The following is a 19,601-nucleotide window of genomic DNA, read 5'->3' as shown; positions in this document are numbered from 1 at the left end:
TCCGATGGCGATTGACCGCCGCTCAACAAAAAACCCGGCGTTTCCGCCGGGTTTTTTCGTCGTGCCTGAAGCTTCCCGTCAGACCGAATAGTACATGTCGTATTCGACCGGATGCGGGGTCATTTCGAAGCGCATGACCTCGGCCATCTTCAGCTCGATGTAGCTGTCGATCTGGTCGTCGTCGAAGACGCCGCCGGCCTTGAGGAAGCCGCGGTCCTTGTCGAGGCTCTGCAGCGCTTCGCGCAACGAACCGCAGACGGTCGGGATCTTCTTCAGTTCCTTCGGCGGCAGGTCGTAGAGATCCTTGTCCATCGGCTGGCCGGGGTGGATCTTGTTCTTGATGCCGTCGAGGCCGGCCATCAGCATGGCGGCGAAGGCGAGATAGGGGTTCGCGCCCGGATCGGGGAAGCGGACCTCGACGCGCTTCGACTTCGGCGAGGAGCCGAAAGGAATGCGGCAGGAAGCCGAGCGGTTGCGCGCCGAATAGGCGAGCAGCACAGGGGCTTCATAGCCCGGCACCAGGCGCTTGTAGGAGTTGGTCAGCGGGTTGGTGAAGGCGTTGATTGCCTTGGCGTGCTTGATGATGCCGCCGATGTAGTAGAGGCAGGTCTCCGACAGCCCGGCATACTCATTGCCGGCGAAGGTCGGCTTGCCTTCCTTCCAGATCGACTGGTGGACGTGCATGCCCGAGCCGTTGTCGCCGAAGACCGGCTTCGGCATGAAGGTCGCCGTCTTGCCGTAGGCGTTGGCGACCTGGTGCACGACATACTTGTAGATCAGCATCTTGTCGGCGTTGCGGACTAGCGTATCGAACTTGATGCCGAGCTCGTGCTGGGCGGCCGCCACTTCGTGGTGATGCTTCTCGACGCGCACGCCCATCTCGGTCAGCACGGTCAGCATTTCCGAGCGCATGTCCTGGGCCGAATCGACCGGCGGAACCGGGAAGTAGCCACCTTTGATACGCGGGCGGTGGCCGAGATTGCCGGTTTCGTAGTCGGTGTCGTCATTGGACGGCAGTTCGGTCGAATCGAGCTTGAAGCCGGTGTTGTAGGGATCGGTCTTGTATTTTACGTCATCGAACACGAAGAACTCGGCTTCCGGGCCGACATAGATGGTGTCGCCGATGCCTTCGGCCTTCATGTAGGCTTCGGCCTTCTTGGCGGTGCCGCGCGGGTCGCGATTGTAGGCTTCGCCCGAAACCGGATCGAGAATGTCGCACAGGATGACCATGGTCGACTGCGCGAAGAACGGATCCATATGGGCCGTTTCGGCGTCGGGCATCAGAACCATGTCGGATTCGTTGATGGCCTTCCAGCCGGCGATCGACGAGCCGTCGAACATGACGCCGTCGGCGAACATGTCTTCTTCGACCTCGACGACATCCATGGTCACGTGCTGCAGCTTGCCCTTCGGATCGGTAAAGCGCAGATCGACGAATTTTACATCATTGTCCTTGATCTGCTTCAAAATATCTGAGGCTGCCGTCATGTTATGGTTTCCTGTGTAATGACGTTGAATCGAAATGGAAGAGGCGGTGCGATCAGATAGCGTCGATGCCGGTCTCGCCGGTGCGGATGCGCACGACTTCCTCGATATTGGAGACAAAAATCTTGCCGTCGCCGATGCGGCCGGTCTGCGCGGCCTTGCGGATCGCCTCGATGGCGCCTTCGACGGATTCGTCGCCCAGCACCACTTCGATCTTCACCTTGGGGAGGAAATCGACGACATATTCAGCGCCGCGGTAAAGCTCAGTGTGGCCCTTCTGGCGGCCGAAGCCTTTCGCCTCGGTGACGGTGATGCCTTGCAGCCCCGCCTCCTGCAAAGCCTCCTTCACTTCGTCGAGTTTGAACGGTTTGATGATCGCTTCGATCTTTTTCATGGATTGTGTAGGCCTCCGCTAGGGCAAATACGGGCTGTCGCCCCGCTTGCGCCTCTAAAAGCACGATCCGTGCCAATCTTGCCCTGCTGCAACGAATGAGCATGGAACGGAAACCACGCGCGAAAATCTGCTTGTGGGACGCTATTGCCCCGGTTCCGTGCAAGTTGAAGGCGGGCAATGCTAGTGATGAATTTTTCGGCAGGCCAAAAATTGGGCAGAAAGCCTAAAAAACAGGCATCGTGATCGCCGGACGCAACGCACGGTGGCGCGCCTATTCAGGCGCCGCCCGTCATGTGCTACCCGTTGCCGCAGGTGGAGCGCCTGTCGGCAATGTCGAACGAAATCCTGACGCCGCATGAAATGGCCGAGGCGGACCGGCTGGCAATAGCCGCCGGCCCGTTCAGCGGTATCCAACTCATGTGCAATGCTGGTGCGGCGGTTGCGGCGGAGGTGCTGCGGCGCTGGCCGGCGGCAATTCGTGCTCATGTGCTGTGCGGGCCGGGCAACAATGGCGGCGACGGCTATGTCGTGGCCAGACTTCTCGCCGACGTAGGAGTTCGCGTTACGGTCTGGGCCGAGGGTCGGCCAAAAGCCGGAAGCGACGCGGCGCAGGCGGCCGCCGAATGCCCAATCGAGGCGCAGCCGATTTCCGGCTTCCACCCGGAAGGCGGCGACATCGTCGTCGATGCGCTCTATGGCGCAGGTCTTTCGAAGCCGCTTTCGCCAAGTGCGGTCGCGGCGATCGTGAAATGCCGCAAGGCAAAAATCCCGGTCGTTGCCGTCGATCTTCCGTCGGGCATTTCCGGCGAAACCGGTCACCCGGTCGGTGACGAGGCGTTCCGGGCCGCTCTCACCGTCACCTTCGTGCGCAAGAAGCCCGGCCATCTGCTTTTGCCCGGGCGCGAGGCCTGCGGGGAAATCCTAGTCGCGGATATCGGGATCGGCGCGGAGATAATCGCGGCGGTCGGCCCGAAGTGTTTCGAGAACGGCCCGGTTCTGTGGCAATCCCGGTATCCGATGCCGGCGGCCGATACGCATAAATACCGACGCGGTCATGTCGGCGTGTTTTCGGGCGGTCCTTCCTCTACAGGCGCTGCGCGGCTCGCAGCATTTGCCGCGGCGCGGGCAGGGGTGGGGGCCGTAACCGTCCTGTCGCCCGGCAACACGCTGGCGACCAACGCTGCTCATCTGACGTCGATCATGCTGAGGCGGGTCGACGACATAGACGCCGCGCGCGCCTTCATCTCCGATCGCAAGCCGTCCGCGCTCGTGCTGGGGCCGGGCTTCGGCGTCGGCGAGCCGCTGCGGGAACTCGCTTTGGTTGTCCTCGAAACGGCCGGCGCGGAGGTCTCGCTTGTGCTCGATGCCGACGGCATCACCTCATTCCACGACGCGCCTGCCTCGCTCTTCATCGCGGCAGGAGCCAAGGGCGCGGCGGGACTGGTGCTCACGCCGCACGAGGGCGAGTTCGGCCGCCTTTTTCCGGATATCGCCAGGGATGCCGCGCTCTCCAAGCTTGAAAAAGCTCGGAAAGCGGCGGCCCGCTCGCATGGGGTGGTCATCTACAAAGGCCCGGATACGGTGATCGCATCGCCTGACGGGCGGGCGGCGATCAACGCCAACGGCACGCCCCTGCTGGCCACCGCCGGCTCCGGCGACGTGCTGTCGGGCATCGTTGCGGCACTGCTCGCACAGGGGATGCCGGCCTTCGAAGCTGCCTGTGCGGCCGTCTGGATGCACGCCGAGGCGGCGCGGCGCTTCGGGCCGGGGCTGATTGCCGAAGACCTGCCGCTTGCGCTTTGTCCGGTGCTTCGCGAACTTTTGGGCTGAGGCCGGATCGCGGTATGCCCCTCCACCGCTCTTCGCGATCACATCAAGCGTTTGCGCCGCCGTCGATGGTCAGGGCCGAGCCCGTCACGAACCGGCCCTGCGGCCCGGCCAGCCAGGCGACAAGTCCGGCAACGTCTTCCGGCGCGCCGAATTGCGGGATCGCCATCAGGCTGCGCTGTGCATCGGCATATTCGCCGTCTGCCGGGTTCATGTCGGTGTCGGTGGAGCCGGGATGCACGACATTGACGGTGATGCCGCGCGGACCGAGATCGCGCGCCAGCCCCTTGGTCAGCCCGACCAAAGCCGCCTTGCTGGCGGAATAGAGGCTGGTGCCGGGGGCCGGAACGCGTTCGGCGAGATTGCTGCCGATCGAGATGATCCGGCCGCCTTCGCTCATCACGGCCGCCGCTGCCTTGGAAGCGACGAAAGGCGCGCGGAAATTGATAGCCATGGTTTCATCCAGGGCCTCGATCGTCATCGTTTCGATCGAACCTGCCTGATAGATGCCGGCGCTGTTGACCAGGATGTCGAGACGTCCGAATTCGCGGACGGCCGCCGCGACCGCCGCTTCGACCGCGCCGGCGTCGAGATTGTCGGCTCTGATCGCGAAGCCGCGCCGGCCCAGAGCTTCGATCTCTTTCACAACGGCGCCGGCCTTGCCCGCCGAGCGCGCATAGGTCAGCGCGACATCCGCTCCGGCGCGCGCCAGCTTGAGGGCAATCGCCGCGCCAATGCCGCGGCTGCCGCCGGTCACCAGCGCCGCCTTGCCCTGGAGCTCGCCGGCATGGTTGCTTGAATTGCTGTCGTGCATTGCTTTCACCATTTATGTAACAGTCGATACATATATTGGTGGCAGGCTTGCGGTGCGTCGTCAAGCGATTTATGTAACGGTCATGACAGAAAACATCTCGGCGAGCTCAAAAGGCCGGCCGCGCGGCTTCGATCGCGCTGAGGCGCTGCGGCAGGCGATGCGGCTGTTCTGGGCGAAGGGTTACGACGGCGCCTCGCTGGCGGACCTGACGGCGGCGATGGGTATAAATCCCCCCAGCCTCTACGCCGCCTTCGGCAGCAAGGAAGCGCTGTTTCGCGAGGCGACCGATCTCTACAGCGAGACCGAAGGCGTCGACATCTGGCGCAGCCTGCACCAGTCGGCAACGGCAAAGCAGGCGGTGGAGGGCTTTTTGCGCGAATCGGCGGCCGCCTTTTCACGCGCCGGCGATCCGCCGGGCTGCCTGATCGTGCTCGGCGCGCTCAACGCCAACGGCAACAACGCCGCCATCTGCGAGGATCTGCGCCAAAGGCGGGAGGCGAATGTCGCCGAACTCAAGACGCGGCTTGAAGCCGCGGTGCGGGAAGGGGAGTTGCCTGCGGGTATAGATTGCGAAGCGATCGCGGTGTTCTACGTGACGGTCCAGCAGGGCATGTCGATCCAGGCGCGCGACGGCGCTTCGCACGCCAGGCTGCTTGCGGCGGCCGACGGCGCTATGGCCGCCTGGGACGCGCTGACGACGGGTGTGTGATATTCAGGTGATGCCGGCCTGCAAATGGCGGCTTTCTGCGCTTCCGGTACTCGCGTACTCGAATGTTCGCTCCGTTCCGGTTCTCGAAACCCACCATTTTCGGCGCGGCCTGACCTGAATCCCAACACACCCTGCGAAGGCGTGCATGGCCAAGCCAGCTTCTCCAGCGTCAGTCGCTCACCCGCTGCATCAGCGCAATCGCCCCGTGCGGTGCGTGCACCTTGCCGGATGTGATGAAATAGATGAACACGTCGCGCGGCTTGACCGGAGCCTCGCTTGAGGGGTCGGCGCGCGGCAGATCGCCAGGCGTTCCGCCCTCGGCCCATATTTTCGCGCGTGCAGCCCATGCGTCGAGCGCGCTCGGCTTGTAGCAGGTCTCGACTTCGTCCTCGCCGGTCTGCAGCCGGGCGTAGACGAAATCGCCGGTGACGTCGGCAATAGCAGGATATTTTTCGTGGTCGGCATAGACCACCGTGGCGTTGTGCTCGCGCAGCAGGGCCACGAATTCCGGCACGACGAAGGACGGGTTGCGGACCTCCACCGCGTGGCGCAGCGGCACGCCATCCTGTTTTTCGGGCAAAAGCTTCAGGAAGGCGCCGAAATCGGCTGGGTCGAATTTTTTGGTCGGCGCGAACTGCCAGAGGATCGGGCCGAGCTTGTCGCCGAGTTCGGAGACCCCCGAACCGAGAAACCGCTCGACCGACTCGCCGGCTTCCGCCAACACCCTGCGGTTGGTCGCGAAGCGTATGGCTTTCAGTGAAAAGACAAAACCTTCCGGCGCCTCGCTCGCCCATTTGGCGAAAGTGGCGGGCTTGAACGTCGAATAATAGGTGCCGTTGACCTCGATGGACGGAACCTGGCGGCTGGCGAACTGGAGTTGCTTCGCCTTCGACAATTTTTCGGGATAGAAAGAGGTGTCCCAGGGCTCGAAGGTCCAGCCGCCCATGCCGGCGCGGATTTTTCCAGAATCGGTCATGTGCTAAACTCTCAGTTGCATCTATCGGAGGCTGGCATGGTGAGCGTGAACATCACGGAAACTCGAAAGCGAATGAATGAACTGATCGACCGTGCGCTTGCCGGCGAAGAGGTCATCATCATGCGCGGTAAGAAGCCGATTGCAAGAATGAAGCCGCTGACTGCAGAAGAATTCGATCGCAGCAATAATGAGCTTCCAGGCCTTGCTGCTGCGCGAAAATTTGCGCGTAGGAACCCATAGTCTTCGCGGCCAATGCGCGACGCGCTTGCTAGCGTTTTCTCTGCGGTCGAGGTCCAGTGACGGTCGTTCTGACTGGATCGCACGATTTTATTGCGGGATGTCGCGGTGCAGCGGCGGCACCGCAAAGCTCTTTTCCTCGCGGACCGACGCGACGCCGTCCATTTGCTGCACCCGCTGGATCGCCGCATCGTCGGAGGCGGCGCCGACAATGGTTCTCATACCGCGCATGACGCGCTCGACGCGGACACCGCAGGCTTCAACGGCGGCGGTCACGGAATCGAGGCCGTGCTGTTCGTCGACAAGCACCATCACGTTCTTGGCCATCTTCGCGTCCTTTCACGGTCGCCGCATGCCACATCATATAGGTTGGGCTGCCCGCAAGTCCATCGCACTGCTTCACGGCGCGATCACGAGCCCCGAGCCGACATCGCGCGCCGGGTGACCGATATTGCGCGCGCCGCGCTCAAGCGCCGTCCACAGCGCCTTGCCGCGAAGCGTGTTGTCCGACTGCGCCAAAAGGGCGGCGATGCCGGCGACATGCGGCGTCGCCATCGACGTGCCGGAGAACCGGTCGTATTTGCGCGGCATCGGTACGGTGGAAAGAATGTCGACGCCAGGTCCGGCGATATTAACCTCGCCGCCGGCCGGGTTGATGCCGCCACAGGAGAAATTCGCCACCTTCATCTTCGCGTCGATCGCCGCGACCGCCATGATCGAGGCGGCGTTGGCCGGCGACGTGACTGGCCTGATGGAGTTGTACTGCCGCCAGCTTTCATTGCCAGCCGCCGCGATGATCAGTGATCCGTTCTCGAGCGCGTATTCGCCGGCGCGCTCGTAGAACGGGTCCGGTGGCTCGCCCGGCTGCACGGCACGGCCGAGCGACATCGATATGATCTCGCATTTGCTTTCGACCGCCCATTCGATGCCGGCGAGAACCGAGCGTTCAGTGCCGGAGCCGGCATTGTTCAGGACCTTGCCGGCATGAATCTCCGCTTCGTAGGCTACGCCGTAGCGGACCTGCTCGGCCGGCGCCAGCGGCCCGCAGGCGGTGCCGATGACGTGGGTGCCATGGCCCTGGACATCCTGCACGTCCTCGCCCGGCACGAAGCTTGCGGAAACGATGCTGCGCCCGGCGAAATCCGGATGGACGAGGTCGAGGCCGGTATCCAGCACCGCGAGTTTGATGCCCGCACCGGAAAAGGTCGAGCGGTCGACGCCCGTGGCGGTGAGGCCCCAGGTGGCCGAAATCTGCTCGGCGACCGGGATGAACGACGGCGCGGCGATGCCGCCCGGCGGCAGGAGCGCGCGCAGGGCAGGGTCTGCCAGCAGCGAGAGGCCGTCGCGCACCCAGGCGGCGTAGCGCTCGTCCCATCCGGCCAGCACATGCATCCAGAATTCCGGACGCACCTCGACGACCTCCTTGCGGGCGCGAAGCATGGTTGCGGCGACCGATATGCCGTCGCCCTCGGGAGCCTTGATCACGGCGATGCCGAGCCGATCGAGGCTGAGCGCGCCGGCCTCGGCGAAAGCTTCCGCCACATCAGGCCCGGCGGCGCGGAAATCGCGGGAATGCACCACCTTGGCGCCGATCGCGTTGGAGATCAGCCTCTCGATTTCCTTCGGCTTCCGGTTCGGCTGAAACATCACCAGCATATTGCCGGTGGGCTGGGGCGGCGGCGACGCTGCGATATTGTTCATTCGATCCCTCCGGCCTGCGATACCGGCGAGTATGCAGGCGAAAATGCACAATTAAAACGCGCAATTTGGATGACGCAGGTGGCGCGCCCGCGCCGGCCGCCTTATTCCGCCGCCTCCGCCGCCCGCGACTTCGGCCGGCGCGCCAACAACTCCTTAAGGAAATGGCCGGTATAGGAACGCGGCTCTTCGGCAATGTCCTCCGGCCGGCCGGCCGCCACCAGCTCGCCGCCGCCGTCGCCGCCCTCGGGGCCGAGGTCGAGCACCCAGTCGGAGGTCTTGATCACCTCCAGATTGTGCTCGATGACGACCACCGTGTTCCCCTGGTCGACAAGCTCGTGCAGCACTTCAAGAAGTTTCGCCACGTCGTGGAAATGCAAGCCTGTCGTCGGCTCGTCGAGGATGTAGAGCGTCTTGCCGGTCGCCTTTCGCGACAATTCCTTGGCGAGCTTTATGCGCTGCGCCTCGCCGCCCGACAGCGTGTTGGCCTGCTGGCCGACATGGATGTAGCCGAGGCCGACCTTGGCCAGCGTCTCCAGCTTGTCGCGCACGCCGGGCACTGCGGCGAAGAACTCGACGCCTTCCTCGACCGTCATTTCCAGAACGTCGGCGATCGACTTGCCCTTGAAGGTGACGTCGAGCGTCTCGCGGTTGTAGCGCTTGCCGTGGCAGACGTCGCAGGTGACGAAGACGTCAGGCAGGAAGTGCATCTCGATCTTGATCAGGCCGTCGCCCTGGCAGGCCTCGCAGCGCCCGCCCTTGACGTTGAAGGAGAAGCGGCCGGGCTGGTAGCCGCGCGCCTTGGCTTCCGGCAGGCCCGCGAACCAGTCCCGTATCGGCGTGAAGGCGCCGGTGTAGGTCGCCGGGTTTGAGCGAGGGGTGCGCCCGATCGGCGACTGGTCGATGTCGATGACCTTGTCGAGGAATTCGAGGCCCTCGATGCGGTCGTGGTCGGCCGGGTGCTCGCGCGAACCCATGATGCGGCGCGACGCCGCCTTGAACAGCGTCTCGATCAAAAAGGTCGACTTGCCGCCGCCCGAAACGCCGGTGACGGCCGTAAAGGTGCCAAGCGGGATCTCGGCCGTGACGTTCTTCAGATTGTTGCCGCGCGCGCCGACGATTTTTATGCGCCGGTTCTTCTTCAGCTCGCGCCGTGTGGGCGGCGTCGGTATCTCCAGCTCGCCGGTCAGATATCTGCCGGTGATCGAGTTCGGGTTGGACATCACCTCGGCCGGGGTGCCCTGGGCAATGATCTCGCCGCCATGGATGCCGGCGGCCGGGCCTATATCGACGACGTAGTCGGCGGTCAGGATCGCGTCCTCGTCGTGCTCTACCACGATGACGGTGTTGCCGAGGTCGCGCAGATGCTTCAGCGTATCGAGCAGGCGCTGGTTGTCGCGCTGGTGCAGACCGATCGACGGTTCGTCGAGCACGTAGAGCACGCCGGTCAGGCCCGAACCGATCTGCGATGCCAGGCGAATACGCTGGCTCTCGCCGCCCGACAGCGAGCCGGAATTGCGCGACATTGTGAGATAGTCGAGGCCGACATCGTTGAGGAAGCGCAGGCGCTCGCGGATCTCCTTGAGCACGCGCACGGCGATCTCGTTCTGCTTAGCGTTGAGCGCCGCGGGCAGTTCCGCGAACCATTGATTGGCCTTGCGGATCGACATTTCCGAGACTTGGCCGATGTGCAGGCCGGCGATCTTCACCGCCAGCGTCTCGGGCTTCAGGCGGTAGCCGTTGCAAGCCGGGCAGGGGCTGGCCGACATGAAGCGCTCGATCTCCTCACGCATCCAGGCGGATTCGGTTTCCTTCCAACGGCGCTCGAGATTGGGGATGACGCCCTCGAAGGTCTTCGTCGTCTTGTAGGAGCGCAGGCCGTCATCATAGTTGAAGGTGATCTGGCGCTCGCCGGTGCCGTTCAGCACCGCGTCCTTCGCCTCGTCGGTCAGATCCTTGAACTTGTCGCCGAGCTTGAAGCCGTAGACCTTGCCCAGCGCGTCCAGCGTCTGCGAATAATAGGGCGAGGTAGACTTCGCCCACGGGCTGACCGCGCCGTCGCGCAGCGTGACGTTCTCGTCGGGAACGACGAGGCTCGCGTCGATGGCGCGCTGGCTGCCGAGCCCGTCGCAGGCCGGGCAGGCGCCGAACGGATTGTTGAACGAAAACAGCCGCGGCTCGATCTCGGGAATGGTGAAGCCGGAAACCGGGCAGGCGAATTTTTCGGAGAACAGGAGACGCTCATGCGTGTCGTTCTTCGACTTGTTGGCGGAATCCTCCGCCGTTTCCGACGCCGGCAGCGGCCGGTCGGCGAATTCGGCCACGCAAAGCCCTTCGGCCAGCTTCAACGCGGTCTCGATGGAATCCGCAAGCCGCGTGGCGAGGTCGCCGCGCACCACGATGCGGTCGACCACCACATCGATGTCGTGCTTGTACTTCTTGTCGAGCGCCGGCGCGTCGGCAATCTCGTAGAACTGGCCGTCGATCTTGACGCGCTGAAAGCCCTTCTTCTGCAGTTCGGCGAATTCCTTGCGGTACTCGCCTTTGCGGCCGCGCACGATCGGCGCCATGATATAGAGCCGCGTGCCTTCCTCCAGCGCCAGCACCCGATCCACCATCTGGCTGACCGTCTGGCTCTCGATCGGCAGGCCGGTGGCCGGCGAATAGGGAATGCCGACGCGCGCGAAGAGCAGGCGCATGTAGTCGTATATTTCGGTGACCGTGCCGACGGTCGAACGCGGATTGCGCGACGTGGTCTTCTGCTCGATCGAGATCGCGGGTGACAGGCCGTCGATCTGGTCGACATCGGGCTTCTGCATCATCTCCAGGAACTGGCGCGCATAGGCCGAGAGGCTCTCGACATAGCGGCGCTGGCCCTCGGCATAGATCGTGTCGAAGGCGAGCGAGGACTTGCCCGAGCCCGACAGGCCGGTCATCACGATCAGCGAGTCGCGCGGCAGGTCGAGATCGATATTCTTCAGATTGTGTTCGCGCGCGCCGCGAACGGAAAGATATTTGTGATCGGCCATGCCGGTCCGCCGCCTCAATCAAAAATGTTTCGGAGTGGCTGGTTGTCCGGCCATCCCGTCATGTAGGTATTCCTGCCGCTCATTCGAGGGCAGCCAGTTCCCTCGTGTCAGGAGGTTTAGCCGCCTTTGCCGGGGTGGGGCAAGCGAAAAGAACAAACGGGAAACAGGCTCCTGACAAAGTTCCCGCAGCGGCGCACGGCGAAACCGGCGATCACATTTTTTGTAACCGGCTATTGCGCGGGTTGACGCAGCGGAATGAGCGGTGCACGATGCAATCCGTCAGTCGGAGCCGAGCGTCTTCGAGATGCTCTTCGCTGGCAGTCGGCCCGTCTGCGAGACGCCGCAGACAAGCGGATAGGCGCGCCGGCAGGCACAGGATAAACGGATATAGGAGTGAGGCATGACTCCACCGGACAATTCCGAAAGGCTCCACTAAGGTGTGGAGCCGCAGCAGGCAAAAGTGCCTGAGTTCGCTCGGCAGACTTTGACCCGCTGATCCCTTCACAATCAGAGACTACCAGTCGGATCGTCGGCTGATCGCCGCGTTGCATCCGAAATCAAAACTGGTCAGGACGACCAGTAGAATTGGGCTAAGACCCAAAAATGGCCCTGCGAGCTTCCGACGAAGCGGCAGGGCCGAATTTTTGTTGGCTGCCGGAGCGTTGTGGGTTCGAGGAAACTATCGGCCCGTGCGCGGCGCAAATGTCCCGATATCGATGGTGACGCTGCCGGATATTTTCACGTCCCAGTCGCCGATGCGGACAAAGCCGTTGGCGTCGGCTTGCGGCGTGTCGGCAACAGGCTCGCCGAGGGGCCTGATGCGGGCCTGGTCCGCGACCTTGCGGTCGACGCCAGGGAGGCCGGGGCCTTCCTCCGCCTGGAGCGCGGGGATGGCGGCCGAAAGCAAGACGGTCGCGATCGCCAAGGCGTAACTGCTTCGTTGCGGATTCCGATGGCTCATTCCGGTATCATAGTGGTGCGGCCGACAAACGCCAAATGCGCTATGGCGATGAACAGATTTCCGGAAAGGCGGCGTGGAATGACGAACGTTCTTCGAGCCGGCTTTGCACTTGCGCGGCACATGACGGCATGCTAGGAACAAAGAGCGAACAAAACTATTTGTGGACAGCAGGCCTTTTTGGGGTGCGGGCGGCGCATGTGCGGGCGTCGATCGGCTAGAGTGCGGCCTGTTTTGGTTTCGGATGAGCGCGGAGCGGTGTCATGGCGGGTAGCGTCAATAAAGTCATTCTGGTTGGTAATCTTGGCGCAGACCCGGAAATCCGGCGGCTGAACTCGGGCGACCCGGTCGTCAACATCCGTGTCGCGACCTCGGAAAGCTGGCGCGACAAGAATTCCGGCGAGCGCAAGGAAAAGACCGAGTGGCATAATGTCGTGATCTTCAATGACAATCTCGCCAAGGTCGCCGAGCAATATCTGAAGAAGGGCATGAAGGTCTACGTCGAGGGTCAGCTGCAGACCCGCAAATGGCAGGACCAGAGCGGCCAGGACCGCTACACGACGGAAATCGTGCTGCAGAAATTCCGCGGCGAGCTCCAGATGCTCGACGCACGCGGAGGCGGCGAGGGCGGTCAGGTCGGCCAGGGACGCGGCGGCGGTTCCGATTTCGGTCAGTCCGGCCCGACCGACGTTTCGCGCGGCGGCGGCAGCCGGGGCGGCGGCGGCGGATCGTCTCGCGATCTCGACGACGAGATTCCATTCTGAGGATTTGAATCGGCCGGCTACGCTTTCGACGTGGCCGGCTGGCAGGCATGGGATGTGTGGCATGGCAGGTCTCCCGCTGGAGTCGCAGCAACCCTCGGTATCGATTGGCTGAAAGCCTGATCGAGAAACGCACCCCTGACCCGCCGGCCTGCCATTGCGGCGGCCGCGGCGCAGGGGTCAAGCGCCTGTCAGGATTCTGGGCCTCTGATCGGGAAGGCCTTGCCGGCCGGGAGGACGGTGCATGCTGGTCATGCCGCCTCGCCGGAGCCTTGTTGCTGACTTTCGGCCGGCGGGGCATCGACGCTGAGAATGTGAAGTTCATGCCGGCGCCCGTCGCGTGCGGTCCAGCCGATCGATTGGCCCGGCGCAAGGCCGAGCAGCGCCGTGCCGATCGGCGTCAGCACCGAAACCTTGCCGACCGAAATGTCGGCCTCGCCGGGATAGACCAGCGTGACGGTGCGCGTTTCACCGGTGTCGGGTTCAAATTTCACACTTGAACCCATGCGTACCACGTCGTCCGGCACCCGGTCGTCATTCACCACGCGGGCGCGCTCCAGTTCCGCCAGCAGCTCCTCCGACGAATCCGGATTTTGTGCGGCGATGGTGTTGGCGAAGACCAGGAGCCGGTCGTGTTCCGACCTTGCCACGGTGATGACCGGCTTGCGGCCGGCTTTGGCAGTTCTCGGCATTTCAATACCTGTCGTTCTTTCGGCGATCCTTGGGATCGTCCAGCCCTTGTTCTCTGGGCAATTGGGTGTGAAATGCGCCACAGCCCGACGGACCCGGTCAGGGCCTAAACGTCATGGGTCCGGTGGTGTGCCTTCCCCCGCGGCTCGGGGGCGCAAAAGGCCGAGCCGGGGGTTAAGAACCCGCGATGGGACAAACCCGGAAGGGAAAATCGCTCGCGATTTTGGCGGCACGGAACATGAATGGGATTGTCCGCGACCCAGCGCGGGATGTCAAGGCAAGCGCCCTGACGGCAATTGCCGGCTTTCATTTTCGCCCGACGCGGACAACCAGGCGGAGCGCGGCAAATATGTTCTTCGTCGAGCTATGGGCGGAACACTCCTGGAAAATTCAGTCGGGTAATCCTGCCTTCCGCAACGCGTCGGCGAACTCATCCATCAAATGCGGGCGCACGAGATCCATCTTCACGAAACCGCTGATCGTCCATCCGGGGGCGATTTCCAGAAGGCGCGCGGCTGCGACGCGCGCCGCATCGAGACGGTCGAGACTCGCGTGGCTGGCCACCAAGGTCGCGTGGAGTATGCTGAAGCCGGGATTGGACTGGATTGCCAGCGTGGCATAGCCAGCGGCTTCCTCGAAGCGGCGGGTGAACAGAGAGACCCAGGCCAGCGCCAGATAAGGGTGATAATTCAACGGATCGAACGGGCTGAGCCGCAACGCCTTCTGAGCGTCATCGGTCGACCGCTCGTAGCGTCCGCAAAACATGTGCACCAGCGCGCTGAAGCCGAAACCCAGTGCCGAATTGGGGTTCATTTTCAGCCCCCGGTCGAGCGCGCCGATGGCGTTTTCGTAGTCGTGACTGATATTTGCGTAGACGAACGCTCCGATGCACAGCGCCTGCGGATCATCAGTGCCGATGCTCAGCGCGATGTTGGCATGTCGCAGCGCGGCCGCCCTGTCGTCCGGATGGAAACCGCCGCGGAGGAAGCGCTGCTCGTAACTCCACGCCAAGTATCCGTGCGCGACCGCGTAGTTCGGGTCGAGCAGCAAAGCTTCGTTGAGCAGGCGTAGCGCTTCGTTCGTGTTGGCCGGCGTGTTTGCATGAGCATACGGCATAGCTCGTAGATAGAGATCGTAGGCGTCCAGGCTGTCGGGGCGCTTGCGGCGCGCGCGCTCTATCTCGGCGCGCCGGATCGATGGTTCGATCGCACCGACGATGCTCTCCGTCAGCCGATCCTGCAGATCGAAGATGTCTTCGATTGCGCCCTCGAACTTGTCGGCCCAGACATGGGTTGCGTCCGTTCCCTCGACGAGCTGGCCGGTGATGCGCAGACGGTTCGCGGCCTTGCGGACGCTCCCTTCCAGGACGTAGCGTACCCCCAGTTCCTTCGCGACCTGACGGATGTCCGCCACTTTTCCCTTGTAGGCGAAGGTGGAATTGCGGGCGATCACGAAAATGCCGGGCATCTTGGACAGGCTGGTGATCAGGTCTTCGACCAGTCCGTCGGCGAAATACTCCTGCTCCGGGTCGCCGCTCATATTGGTGAAAGGCAGCACCGCGACCGACGGTTTGGTGGGCAGCGCAAGCGGTTTGGCCAGCATCGGCGGGGCTGCACCGCCGATGACGACGCGATAGGCGGGCACCGGCTCGGCTATATTCTTGACCTGCTGCTCGCCCATGGATTCGAATCCGAAGGCGAGCTTTTTCTCGACTTCCCGCGCCACCTTGCCGGAGACGCATATGCCGCCGGGTTCGGCGAGTTGCTCGAGCCGCGCGGCGACGTTGACGCCTTCGCCGTAGCAGTCCTCGCCCTCGATAATGACCTCGCCGAGATTGACGCCTATCCGAACCTCAATGCGCTTGTCTTCCGCAACACTGGCGTTGCGTTCCGCCAGACCGCGCTGCAGCGACACGGCGCATTCCACCGCATTCACGACGCTGCCGAATTCGGCGAGCAATCCGTCGCCCATGAGCTTGAAGATGCGGCCGTGGCGCTTTTCGATTTCGGGTTCGAACAGCTCCTTGCGGCCGGCTTTCAGTCGGTCGAACGTTCCCGCCTCGTCGCGCTCCATAAGAGCCGAGTAGCCGACAACGTCGGCAGCGAGAATCGCCGCGAGCTTCCGCTCCATGAAGGTCCCCTCAGGGCAGGATCGATTGATAATAGAGCACGGCAGGCAAGGGCGGAAGAGCGCCTTCTCGTCAGACCGCCATCAGTTCCCTGATGCCATCGGCGACGAACTGGACGGCAAGCGCCGCGAGGATCACGCCGAGCAGTCGGGTCAGGATCGAGCGGCCGATCTGGCCGAGGAGCCGGTCGATGCGTTCGGCGAGAATGAAGACCAGATAGGTCAAAAGCAGGCATACCGCGATGATGCCGACCAGCGCCGCCTGGGCGGCAAAACCCTGGAACGAACCCGAAAGCAGCACCGTTGCCGAAATCGCGCCGGGGCCGGCGATCAGCGGTATCGCCAGCGGGAAGGCGGCGATGTCGTGGATCATGTCCTTGGTGACAGCCATATCGGAGATCTTCTCCTTACGGTCCTGGCGCTTTTCGAAAACCATCTCGAAGGCGATGAAGAACAGGAGAAGGCCGCCCGCCACCCGGAAGGCGGGCAGGGTGATGCCGAGCACCGACAGGATCAGCGCGCCAGCCAGCGCAAACAGCGCGATCACCGAAAAACCGATGATCGAGGCGCGGATCGAGACCTGCCGGCGCTCGTCGCGGTTCATGCCGCGCGTGACGGCGAGGAAGAGCGGCGCCAGGCCCGGCGGATCGATGGTCACCAGAAGCGTGACGAAGGCGTTGAAGACGCTGTCGTAACTCGGCATGAGGCGGCCCCCTTCGGCACTCGATCGGGTGACAGATCACTTCACGCCGCCGGTGACCCTAATTGAACAAGCGCGTCGGAGTGCAGGCGGTCTTGCGTACCCCTTAGCTTGAAAGGAGACCGTGGATGAAGGGAAAAAGCCAGCGGGATCGCGGTAAGGGCGATCGACAAAATCACCAGCAAGGCGGCTTCGATGAGCGTCCAGGACGGATCCTGCATCGGCATGCCGACGAAAAGGGCTGCCGACCGACAATCGCTATCCGCGCCAAACAACAACAAGGCAATTATGTTGTTTGCGAAATGCGCGCCGAAGGCGGCTGCAAGACTACCGGTTGCGTAGACCAGGATCGTCATGGCAACGGAAAAAACAAGGATACTGGCCAGATAGGCGGCATTCATCCAAGGCAGGGCGTCGGAATCCCAATGCAGCAATGTGAAAACGATGGCGGGCAAAGCCGCCCAGACGCACCAGTGAGGAAACCGGTGCGCAAGAGACTGCTGGAGATAGCCTCGAAATACGAGTTCCTCCGCTGAGCTCTGGAACAGGATGAACAGCGAGAGAGGCAGAAGCGCCAGGCCCCAATCCAGCAATGCCGTTTCGCTTCGTGCGGCAGTCGCGTCCATCGCGAAAAAGGCCGCCGACGAAATTGCGCCGACCACGAACCACACGGCGAAGCTAGCCGCGAAATCCCGCCATGAAAGCCGAGCTGTCGCTCCCATGACGCTGGATAATTTCCTTTTGTGTGTACAATACGGACCACAAACCAGGCGCCAAGCCACATGCAACCAATCGCACCGAGAAGCAGCGCCAGGCCGAACCGTGTGACAAAAAACTCATCCACGGTGTCAAAATAGAGCGTCAATGGGCGATCAATTCCGAGGAGTGCATCATAACCCTTCAGAATGAGGGGATCGACGACAAACGCCGCCACTGCAAATGCGATGTGGAACAGCACAATCAGGATAAAACCCACGGCAATTCGCCGTGCGCTGTTGCGACCTTCACCCGCTCTCGCGACGTAGGCCGCGAAGGCTTCCGGCCGCCAATGCCAGCGTAATAGTACCGATTGAAACACCGCGCGCCCCCCGATCTGTCGGATCGTCCCGCGCAGTCATAGATGCCAATCAGCGTCAAGTGAAGCAATCGGTGACAGACCGGTTACCCGGTTTTGTCACAATAGGCCTCCAGCCGATAGCCGTCGGGATCGGCGACGTAAGCCGCGTAGTAGCCTTCGCCATAGTCGGTCCGCAGGCCGGGTCGGCCATTGTCGCGGCCGCTGGTGGCGAGTGCGGCGCTATGGAAGCTGTCGACGCCTTGGCGGGATGGCGCGGCGAAGCAGAAATGCAGGCCGGAGCCGGCATCGTCTGGGACTGGAGTTTCAACGCGGCTGATCCAGAAACCGACGGCGTCTTTGCCATAGCCGAGCGAGCCATCGGAAGCGCTGAGGCAGGAATAGCCGAGCGGTGCGAGCGCGGCGTCGTAGAAGCGTTTTGTCGCGGCGATGTCGCGAACGCCGATCGAGACGTGGTCGAGCATGTTTTTCTCCATTGCTATCATTGAGCGGACCGGCGGGCGAGGAACTCCACTTCCATCCGCCAGCTGGCGCCGTTGTCGTGCGAGCGTTCGCCGATCCAGCGGAACGCGTCGTCGGTGATGTCGGTAAAACTCCAGCGGACGGTCGAGCCGGTATCGTCGGCGCCCTGCTGGACGATATTGTCGCCCTCCGCGCGGCCGAGTTGCCGGCTGTAATACTGGGTGCGCGGGTCGCTCCAGATGATGTGCCAGGCGCCCAGGCCGGGGTCATAGATGCGCAAAGTCGTGCCGTAGAAGGTCCAGTTCCCGAGCGATGGCGTCGGTCCGGCGTCTCTGGCGGGCAGGATCCAGACATCCTGGATCGCGCGGCCTTCGAGCACCCAGCCGAAATGGATTTCGCCGCGGCCGGTCAGCAGCTTGCCGTCCTCCGGAAAGCGCTTGGCGTCGAACGACCATGCGCCGACGAAGCGGCCGTAGAGATTCAGCTTTTCGGCGTGGTCGGGCGCCGGACCGGCAGAATGCAGGGCTTCGGCAAAGGAACTGGCTTGGGACATGATACGGCTCCCGGATTGTCAGCAGATGCCGCCATGATGGCTGTCGGCCGCTTCATCCGCTTGGGAAAAATTGCTATCTTTTGCCTATGACAGTGACCGCCCATCTACTTGCGTCTGGTCCGGGCTGGCGGGTTCAAGACGTGATCTGCCGCGCCGGCGTTCACGACCGGCCTTTCGAGGAGCAGCACGGCGACTATTGCATCGCGGCCGTGACCGACGGGACTTTTCGCTACAGCGCCACGCAAGGGACTGCGGTTCTCGCGCCCGGCTCGATGCTGCTCGGCAATGCCGGCTCCTGCTTCGAATGCGGGCACGAACATGCGGCGGGTGACCGCTGCCTGTCTTTTCACTATTCGCCGGAATTTCTGGAGGGAGTCGCGGCCGAGACGCCGGGGGCGAGGAAAATCGGCTTCGCCGCGCCGCGGCTGCCGCCGTTGAGAGATTTCGCGCGCCTGCTGGCCGAGGCGGAGATCGCGCGAGACGACGGCGACGGAAACGCGCTCGAAGAGGCTGCCTTGCGGCTGGCCGGCGGCGTCGCCTCGACGCTTGCGGGCACGGCCGCGGATCAGCCGCGGCGGCCGAACCGTTTCGACCAGCGCCGCGTCAGCGAGGCTGTCCGCCGCATTGAACTGGCCGCGCACGAACCGCTTGCGCTCGCCGATCTGGCCAGCGAGGCGGCGACCAGCCCGTTCCACTTCCTGCGTTCGTTTCGCCAGATGACGGGCATGACGCCGCTCCAATATGTGCTGAGAACCCGCCTGCACCGGGCGGCGGTGCGGCTGCGGCTGTCGGACGAGCCGATTTCGGCCATCGCTTTCGATGCCGGTTTCAACGACCTCTCCACTTTCAACCGGCGTTTCAGGCGGATCATGGGCGTGACGCCCGGCGCATTCCGCGCGCCCCATCGCAGCGGTGGCGCAGGCGCTTCAATCCTTTAAGCCAGGACAGGAACGGCAGACGTTCGCGCCAGCCGCCCGCTATCTTGGCAGACATCTCGTCGCAGCCTCTGAAAACAGCCCCTATCCGGTTGATTTAAATCGAAAAATCAACTCTGGATATCGGCTGGATTTCGCATCCGAAAGTTGGAGTCGCCAATCACTTCCTAT

At 63.2% G+C, this 19,601-nt stretch carries 20 protein-coding genes; 6 read left to right on the top strand and 14 right to left on the bottom strand.

Going from position 1 to position 19,601, the window contains the following annotated elements:
• Window positions 1-78 precede the first annotated feature (78 nt).
• Both glnA and G6N73_RS14660 read right to left on the bottom strand, forming a co-directional pair.
• The gene (gene glnA, locus G6N73_RS14665) at window positions 79-1,488 is read right to left on the bottom strand and encodes a type I glutamate--ammonia ligase (protein WP_165028766.1); all 1,410 of its coding nucleotides are present in this window, start codon (window positions 1,486-1,488) and stop codon (window positions 79-81) included.
• Window positions 1,489-1,540: 52 nt separating this feature from the next.
• Window positions 1,541-1,879: a P-II family nitrogen regulator gene (locus G6N73_RS14660; RefSeq protein ID WP_008837753.1), complete on the bottom strand. Its 339-nt coding sequence runs from the start codon at window positions 1,877-1,879 to the stop codon at window positions 1,541-1,543.
• 330 nt (window positions 1,880-2,209) lie between these two features.
• On the opposite strand from G6N73_RS14660, the gene G6N73_RS14655 reads away from it, so the two are divergent.
• Window positions 2,210-3,709, top strand: coding sequence for an NAD(P)H-hydrate dehydratase (locus G6N73_RS14655; RefSeq protein ID WP_165028842.1), 1,500 nt, complete (start codon window positions 2,210-2,212; stop codon window positions 3,707-3,709).
• Window positions 3,710-3,752: 43 nt separating this feature from the next.
• Here the strand turns inward: G6N73_RS14655 and G6N73_RS14650 are convergent, their stop codons facing one another.
• Complete coding sequence (locus G6N73_RS14650) at window positions 3,753-4,520, bottom strand: SDR family oxidoreductase (RefSeq protein WP_165028763.1); 768 nt, start codon at window positions 4,518-4,520, stop codon at window positions 3,753-3,755.
• A gap of 82 nt (window positions 4,521-4,602) precedes the next feature.
• On the opposite strand from G6N73_RS14650, the gene G6N73_RS14645 reads away from it, so the two are divergent.
• Window positions 4,603-5,229 carry a TetR/AcrR family transcriptional regulator gene (locus G6N73_RS14645; RefSeq protein WP_165028761.1) on the top strand — a complete coding sequence of 209 codons (627 nt, stop codon included), beginning with the start codon at window positions 4,603-4,605 and terminating at the stop codon, window positions 5,227-5,229.
• Between the two features lie 169 nt (window positions 5,230-5,398).
• Here the strand turns inward: G6N73_RS14645 and G6N73_RS14640 are convergent, their stop codons facing one another.
• On the bottom strand, window positions 5,399-6,205 hold the full coding sequence (locus G6N73_RS14640; protein ID WP_165028759.1) for a DUF72 domain-containing protein: 807 nt from the start codon (window positions 6,203-6,205) through the stop codon (window positions 5,399-5,401).
• A gap of 36 nt (window positions 6,206-6,241) precedes the next feature.
• On the opposite strand from G6N73_RS14640, the gene G6N73_RS14635 reads away from it, so the two are divergent.
• Complete coding sequence (locus tag G6N73_RS14635; RefSeq protein ID WP_165028757.1) at window positions 6,242-6,445, top strand: type II toxin-antitoxin system Phd/YefM family antitoxin; 204 nt, start codon at window positions 6,242-6,244, stop codon at window positions 6,443-6,445.
• Window positions 6,446-6,532: 87 nt separating this feature from the next.
• Here the strand turns inward: G6N73_RS14635 and G6N73_RS14630 are convergent, their stop codons facing one another.
• The 4 genes from G6N73_RS14630 to G6N73_RS14615 form a co-directional block, all read right to left on the bottom strand.
• Window positions 6,533-6,769 (bottom strand): hypothetical protein, encoded by a 237-nt coding sequence (locus tag G6N73_RS14630; protein ID WP_246252058.1) that lies wholly within the window; start codon window positions 6,767-6,769, stop codon window positions 6,533-6,535.
• A gap of 72 nt (window positions 6,770-6,841) precedes the next feature.
• Entirely contained in the window at window positions 6,842-8,143 is a 1,302-nt protein-coding gene (locus G6N73_RS14625; RefSeq protein ID WP_206078860.1) for a S8 family serine peptidase, read from the bottom strand.
• Between the two features lie 101 nt (window positions 8,144-8,244).
• Window positions 8,245-11,169 (bottom strand): excinuclease ABC subunit UvrA, encoded by a 2,925-nt coding sequence (uvrA, locus tag G6N73_RS14620; protein WP_165028756.1) that lies wholly within the window; start codon window positions 11,167-11,169, stop codon window positions 8,245-8,247.
• Between the two features lie 679 nt (window positions 11,170-11,848).
• On the bottom strand, window positions 11,849-12,094 hold the full coding sequence (locus tag G6N73_RS14615; protein WP_206078859.1) for a hypothetical protein: 246 nt from the start codon (window positions 12,092-12,094) through the stop codon (window positions 11,849-11,851).
• Window positions 12,095-12,390: 296 nt separating this feature from the next.
• On the opposite strand from G6N73_RS14615, the gene G6N73_RS14610 reads away from it, so the two are divergent.
• Window positions 12,391-12,891, top strand: a complete 501-nt coding sequence (locus G6N73_RS14610) for a single-stranded DNA-binding protein (protein ID WP_165028753.1) — start codon at window positions 12,391-12,393, stop codon at window positions 12,889-12,891.
• Window positions 12,892-13,139: 248 nt separating this feature from the next.
• On the opposite strand, the gene rnk is transcribed toward G6N73_RS14610, so the two are convergent.
• The 4 genes from rnk to G6N73_RS14590 all read right to left on the bottom strand — a co-directional run bounded on the left by rnk (window position 13,140) and on the right by G6N73_RS14590 (window position 17,076).
• Window positions 13,140-13,580 (bottom strand): nucleoside diphosphate kinase regulator, encoded by a 441-nt coding sequence (gene rnk, locus G6N73_RS14605; RefSeq protein WP_165028751.1) that lies wholly within the window; start codon window positions 13,578-13,580, stop codon window positions 13,140-13,142.
• A 388-nt stretch (window positions 13,581-13,968) separates the two neighbouring features.
• A complete protein-coding gene (locus G6N73_RS14600) occupies window positions 13,969-15,708 on the bottom strand; it encodes an adenylate/guanylate cyclase domain-containing protein (protein WP_165028749.1) in 1,740 nt (579 codons plus the stop codon).
• A 70-nt stretch (window positions 15,709-15,778) separates the two neighbouring features.
• Window positions 15,779-16,408 (bottom strand): MarC family protein, encoded by a 630-nt coding sequence (locus G6N73_RS14595; protein WP_165028746.1) that lies wholly within the window; start codon window positions 16,406-16,408, stop codon window positions 15,779-15,781.
• Between the two features lie 41 nt (window positions 16,409-16,449).
• Window positions 16,450-17,076, bottom strand: a complete 627-nt coding sequence (locus tag G6N73_RS14590) for a CPBP family glutamic-type intramembrane protease (RefSeq protein ID WP_165028744.1) — start codon at window positions 17,074-17,076, stop codon at window positions 16,450-16,452.
• Window positions 17,077-17,150: 74 nt separating this feature from the next.
• Here G6N73_RS14590 and G6N73_RS14585 point away from each other — a divergent pair, with 74 nt between their 5' ends.
• Window positions 17,151-17,465: a hypothetical protein gene (locus G6N73_RS14585; protein ID WP_165028742.1), complete on the top strand. Its 315-nt coding sequence runs from the start codon at window positions 17,151-17,153 to the stop codon at window positions 17,463-17,465.
• Between the two features lie 101 nt (window positions 17,466-17,566).
• Here the strand turns inward: G6N73_RS14585 and G6N73_RS14580 are convergent, their stop codons facing one another.
• Both G6N73_RS14580 and G6N73_RS14575 read right to left on the bottom strand, forming a co-directional pair.
• Window positions 17,567-17,944, bottom strand: coding sequence for a VOC family protein (locus G6N73_RS14580; protein ID WP_165028740.1), 378 nt, complete (start codon window positions 17,942-17,944; stop codon window positions 17,567-17,569).
• Window positions 17,945-17,961: 17 nt separating this feature from the next.
• The gene (locus G6N73_RS14575) at window positions 17,962-18,495 is read right to left on the bottom strand and encodes a hypothetical protein (protein WP_165028738.1); all 534 of its coding nucleotides are present in this window, start codon (window positions 18,493-18,495) and stop codon (window positions 17,962-17,964) included.
• Window positions 18,496-18,581: 86 nt separating this feature from the next.
• Here G6N73_RS14575 and G6N73_RS14570 point away from each other — a divergent pair, with 86 nt between their 5' ends.
• The gene (locus G6N73_RS14570) at window positions 18,582-19,433 is read left to right on the top strand and encodes a helix-turn-helix transcriptional regulator (protein WP_165028836.1); all 852 of its coding nucleotides are present in this window, start codon (window positions 18,582-18,584) and stop codon (window positions 19,431-19,433) included.
• Window positions 19,434-19,601: the final 168 nt, after the last annotated feature.

Origin of the sequence: Allomesorhizobium camelthorni (genome assembly GCF_011045125.1) — a bacterium.
GTDB lineage: Bacteria > Pseudomonadota > Alphaproteobacteria > Rhizobiales > Rhizobiaceae > Allomesorhizobium > Allomesorhizobium camelthorni.
This window is presented reverse-complemented; position numbering and strand designations above follow the sequence as displayed.

Excerpts from the sequence above, each read along its gene's own strand:
- glnA (WP_165028766.1), bottom strand. The coding sequence starts at position 1,488 with ATGACGGCAGCCTCAGATATTTTGAAGCAGATCAAGGACAATGATGTA.
- G6N73_RS14660 (WP_008837753.1), bottom strand. The coding sequence starts at position 1,879 with ATGAAAAAGATCGAAGCGATCATCAAACCGTTCAAACTCGACGAAGTG.
- G6N73_RS14655 (WP_165028842.1), top strand. The coding sequence starts at position 2,210 with ATGTCGAACGAAATCCTGACGCCGCATGAAATGGCCGAGGCGGACCGG.
- G6N73_RS14650 (WP_165028763.1), bottom strand. The coding sequence starts at position 4,520 with ATGCACGACAGCAATTCAAGCAACCATGCCGGCGAGCTCCAGGGCAAG.
- G6N73_RS14645 (WP_165028761.1), top strand. The coding sequence starts at position 4,603 with ATGACAGAAAACATCTCGGCGAGCTCAAAAGGCCGGCCGCGCGGCTTC.
- G6N73_RS14640 (WP_165028759.1), bottom strand. The coding sequence starts at position 6,205 with ATGACCGATTCTGGAAAAATCCGCGCCGGCATGGGCGGCTGGACCTTC.
- G6N73_RS14635 (WP_165028757.1), top strand. The coding sequence starts at position 6,242 with ATGGTGAGCGTGAACATCACGGAAACTCGAAAGCGAATGAATGAACTG.
- G6N73_RS14630 (WP_246252058.1), bottom strand. The coding sequence starts at position 6,769 with ATGGCCAAGAACGTGATGGTGCTTGTCGACGAACAGCACGGCCTCGAT.
- G6N73_RS14625 (WP_206078860.1), bottom strand. The coding sequence starts at position 8,143 with ATGAACAATATCGCAGCGTCGCCGCCGCCCCAGCCCACCGGCAATATG.
- uvrA (WP_165028756.1), bottom strand. The coding sequence starts at position 11,169 with ATGGCCGATCACAAATATCTTTCCGTTCGCGGCGCGCGCGAACACAAT.
- G6N73_RS14610 (WP_165028753.1), top strand. The coding sequence starts at position 12,391 with ATGGCGGGTAGCGTCAATAAAGTCATTCTGGTTGGTAATCTTGGCGCA.
- rnk (WP_165028751.1), bottom strand. The coding sequence starts at position 13,580 with ATGCCGAGAACTGCCAAAGCCGGCCGCAAGCCGGTCATCACCGTGGCA.
- G6N73_RS14600 (WP_165028749.1), bottom strand. The coding sequence starts at position 15,708 with ATGGAGCGGAAGCTCGCGGCGATTCTCGCTGCCGACGTTGTCGGCTAC.
- G6N73_RS14595 (WP_165028746.1), bottom strand. The coding sequence starts at position 16,408 with ATGCCGAGTTACGACAGCGTCTTCAACGCCTTCGTCACGCTTCTGGTG.
- G6N73_RS14580 (WP_165028740.1), bottom strand. The coding sequence starts at position 17,944 with ATGCTCGACCACGTCTCGATCGGCGTTCGCGACATCGCCGCGACAAAA.
- G6N73_RS14575 (WP_165028738.1), bottom strand. The coding sequence starts at position 18,495 with ATGTCCCAAGCCAGTTCCTTTGCCGAAGCCCTGCATTCTGCCGGTCCG.
- G6N73_RS14570 (WP_165028836.1), top strand. The coding sequence starts at position 18,582 with ATGACAGTGACCGCCCATCTACTTGCGTCTGGTCCGGGCTGGCGGGTT.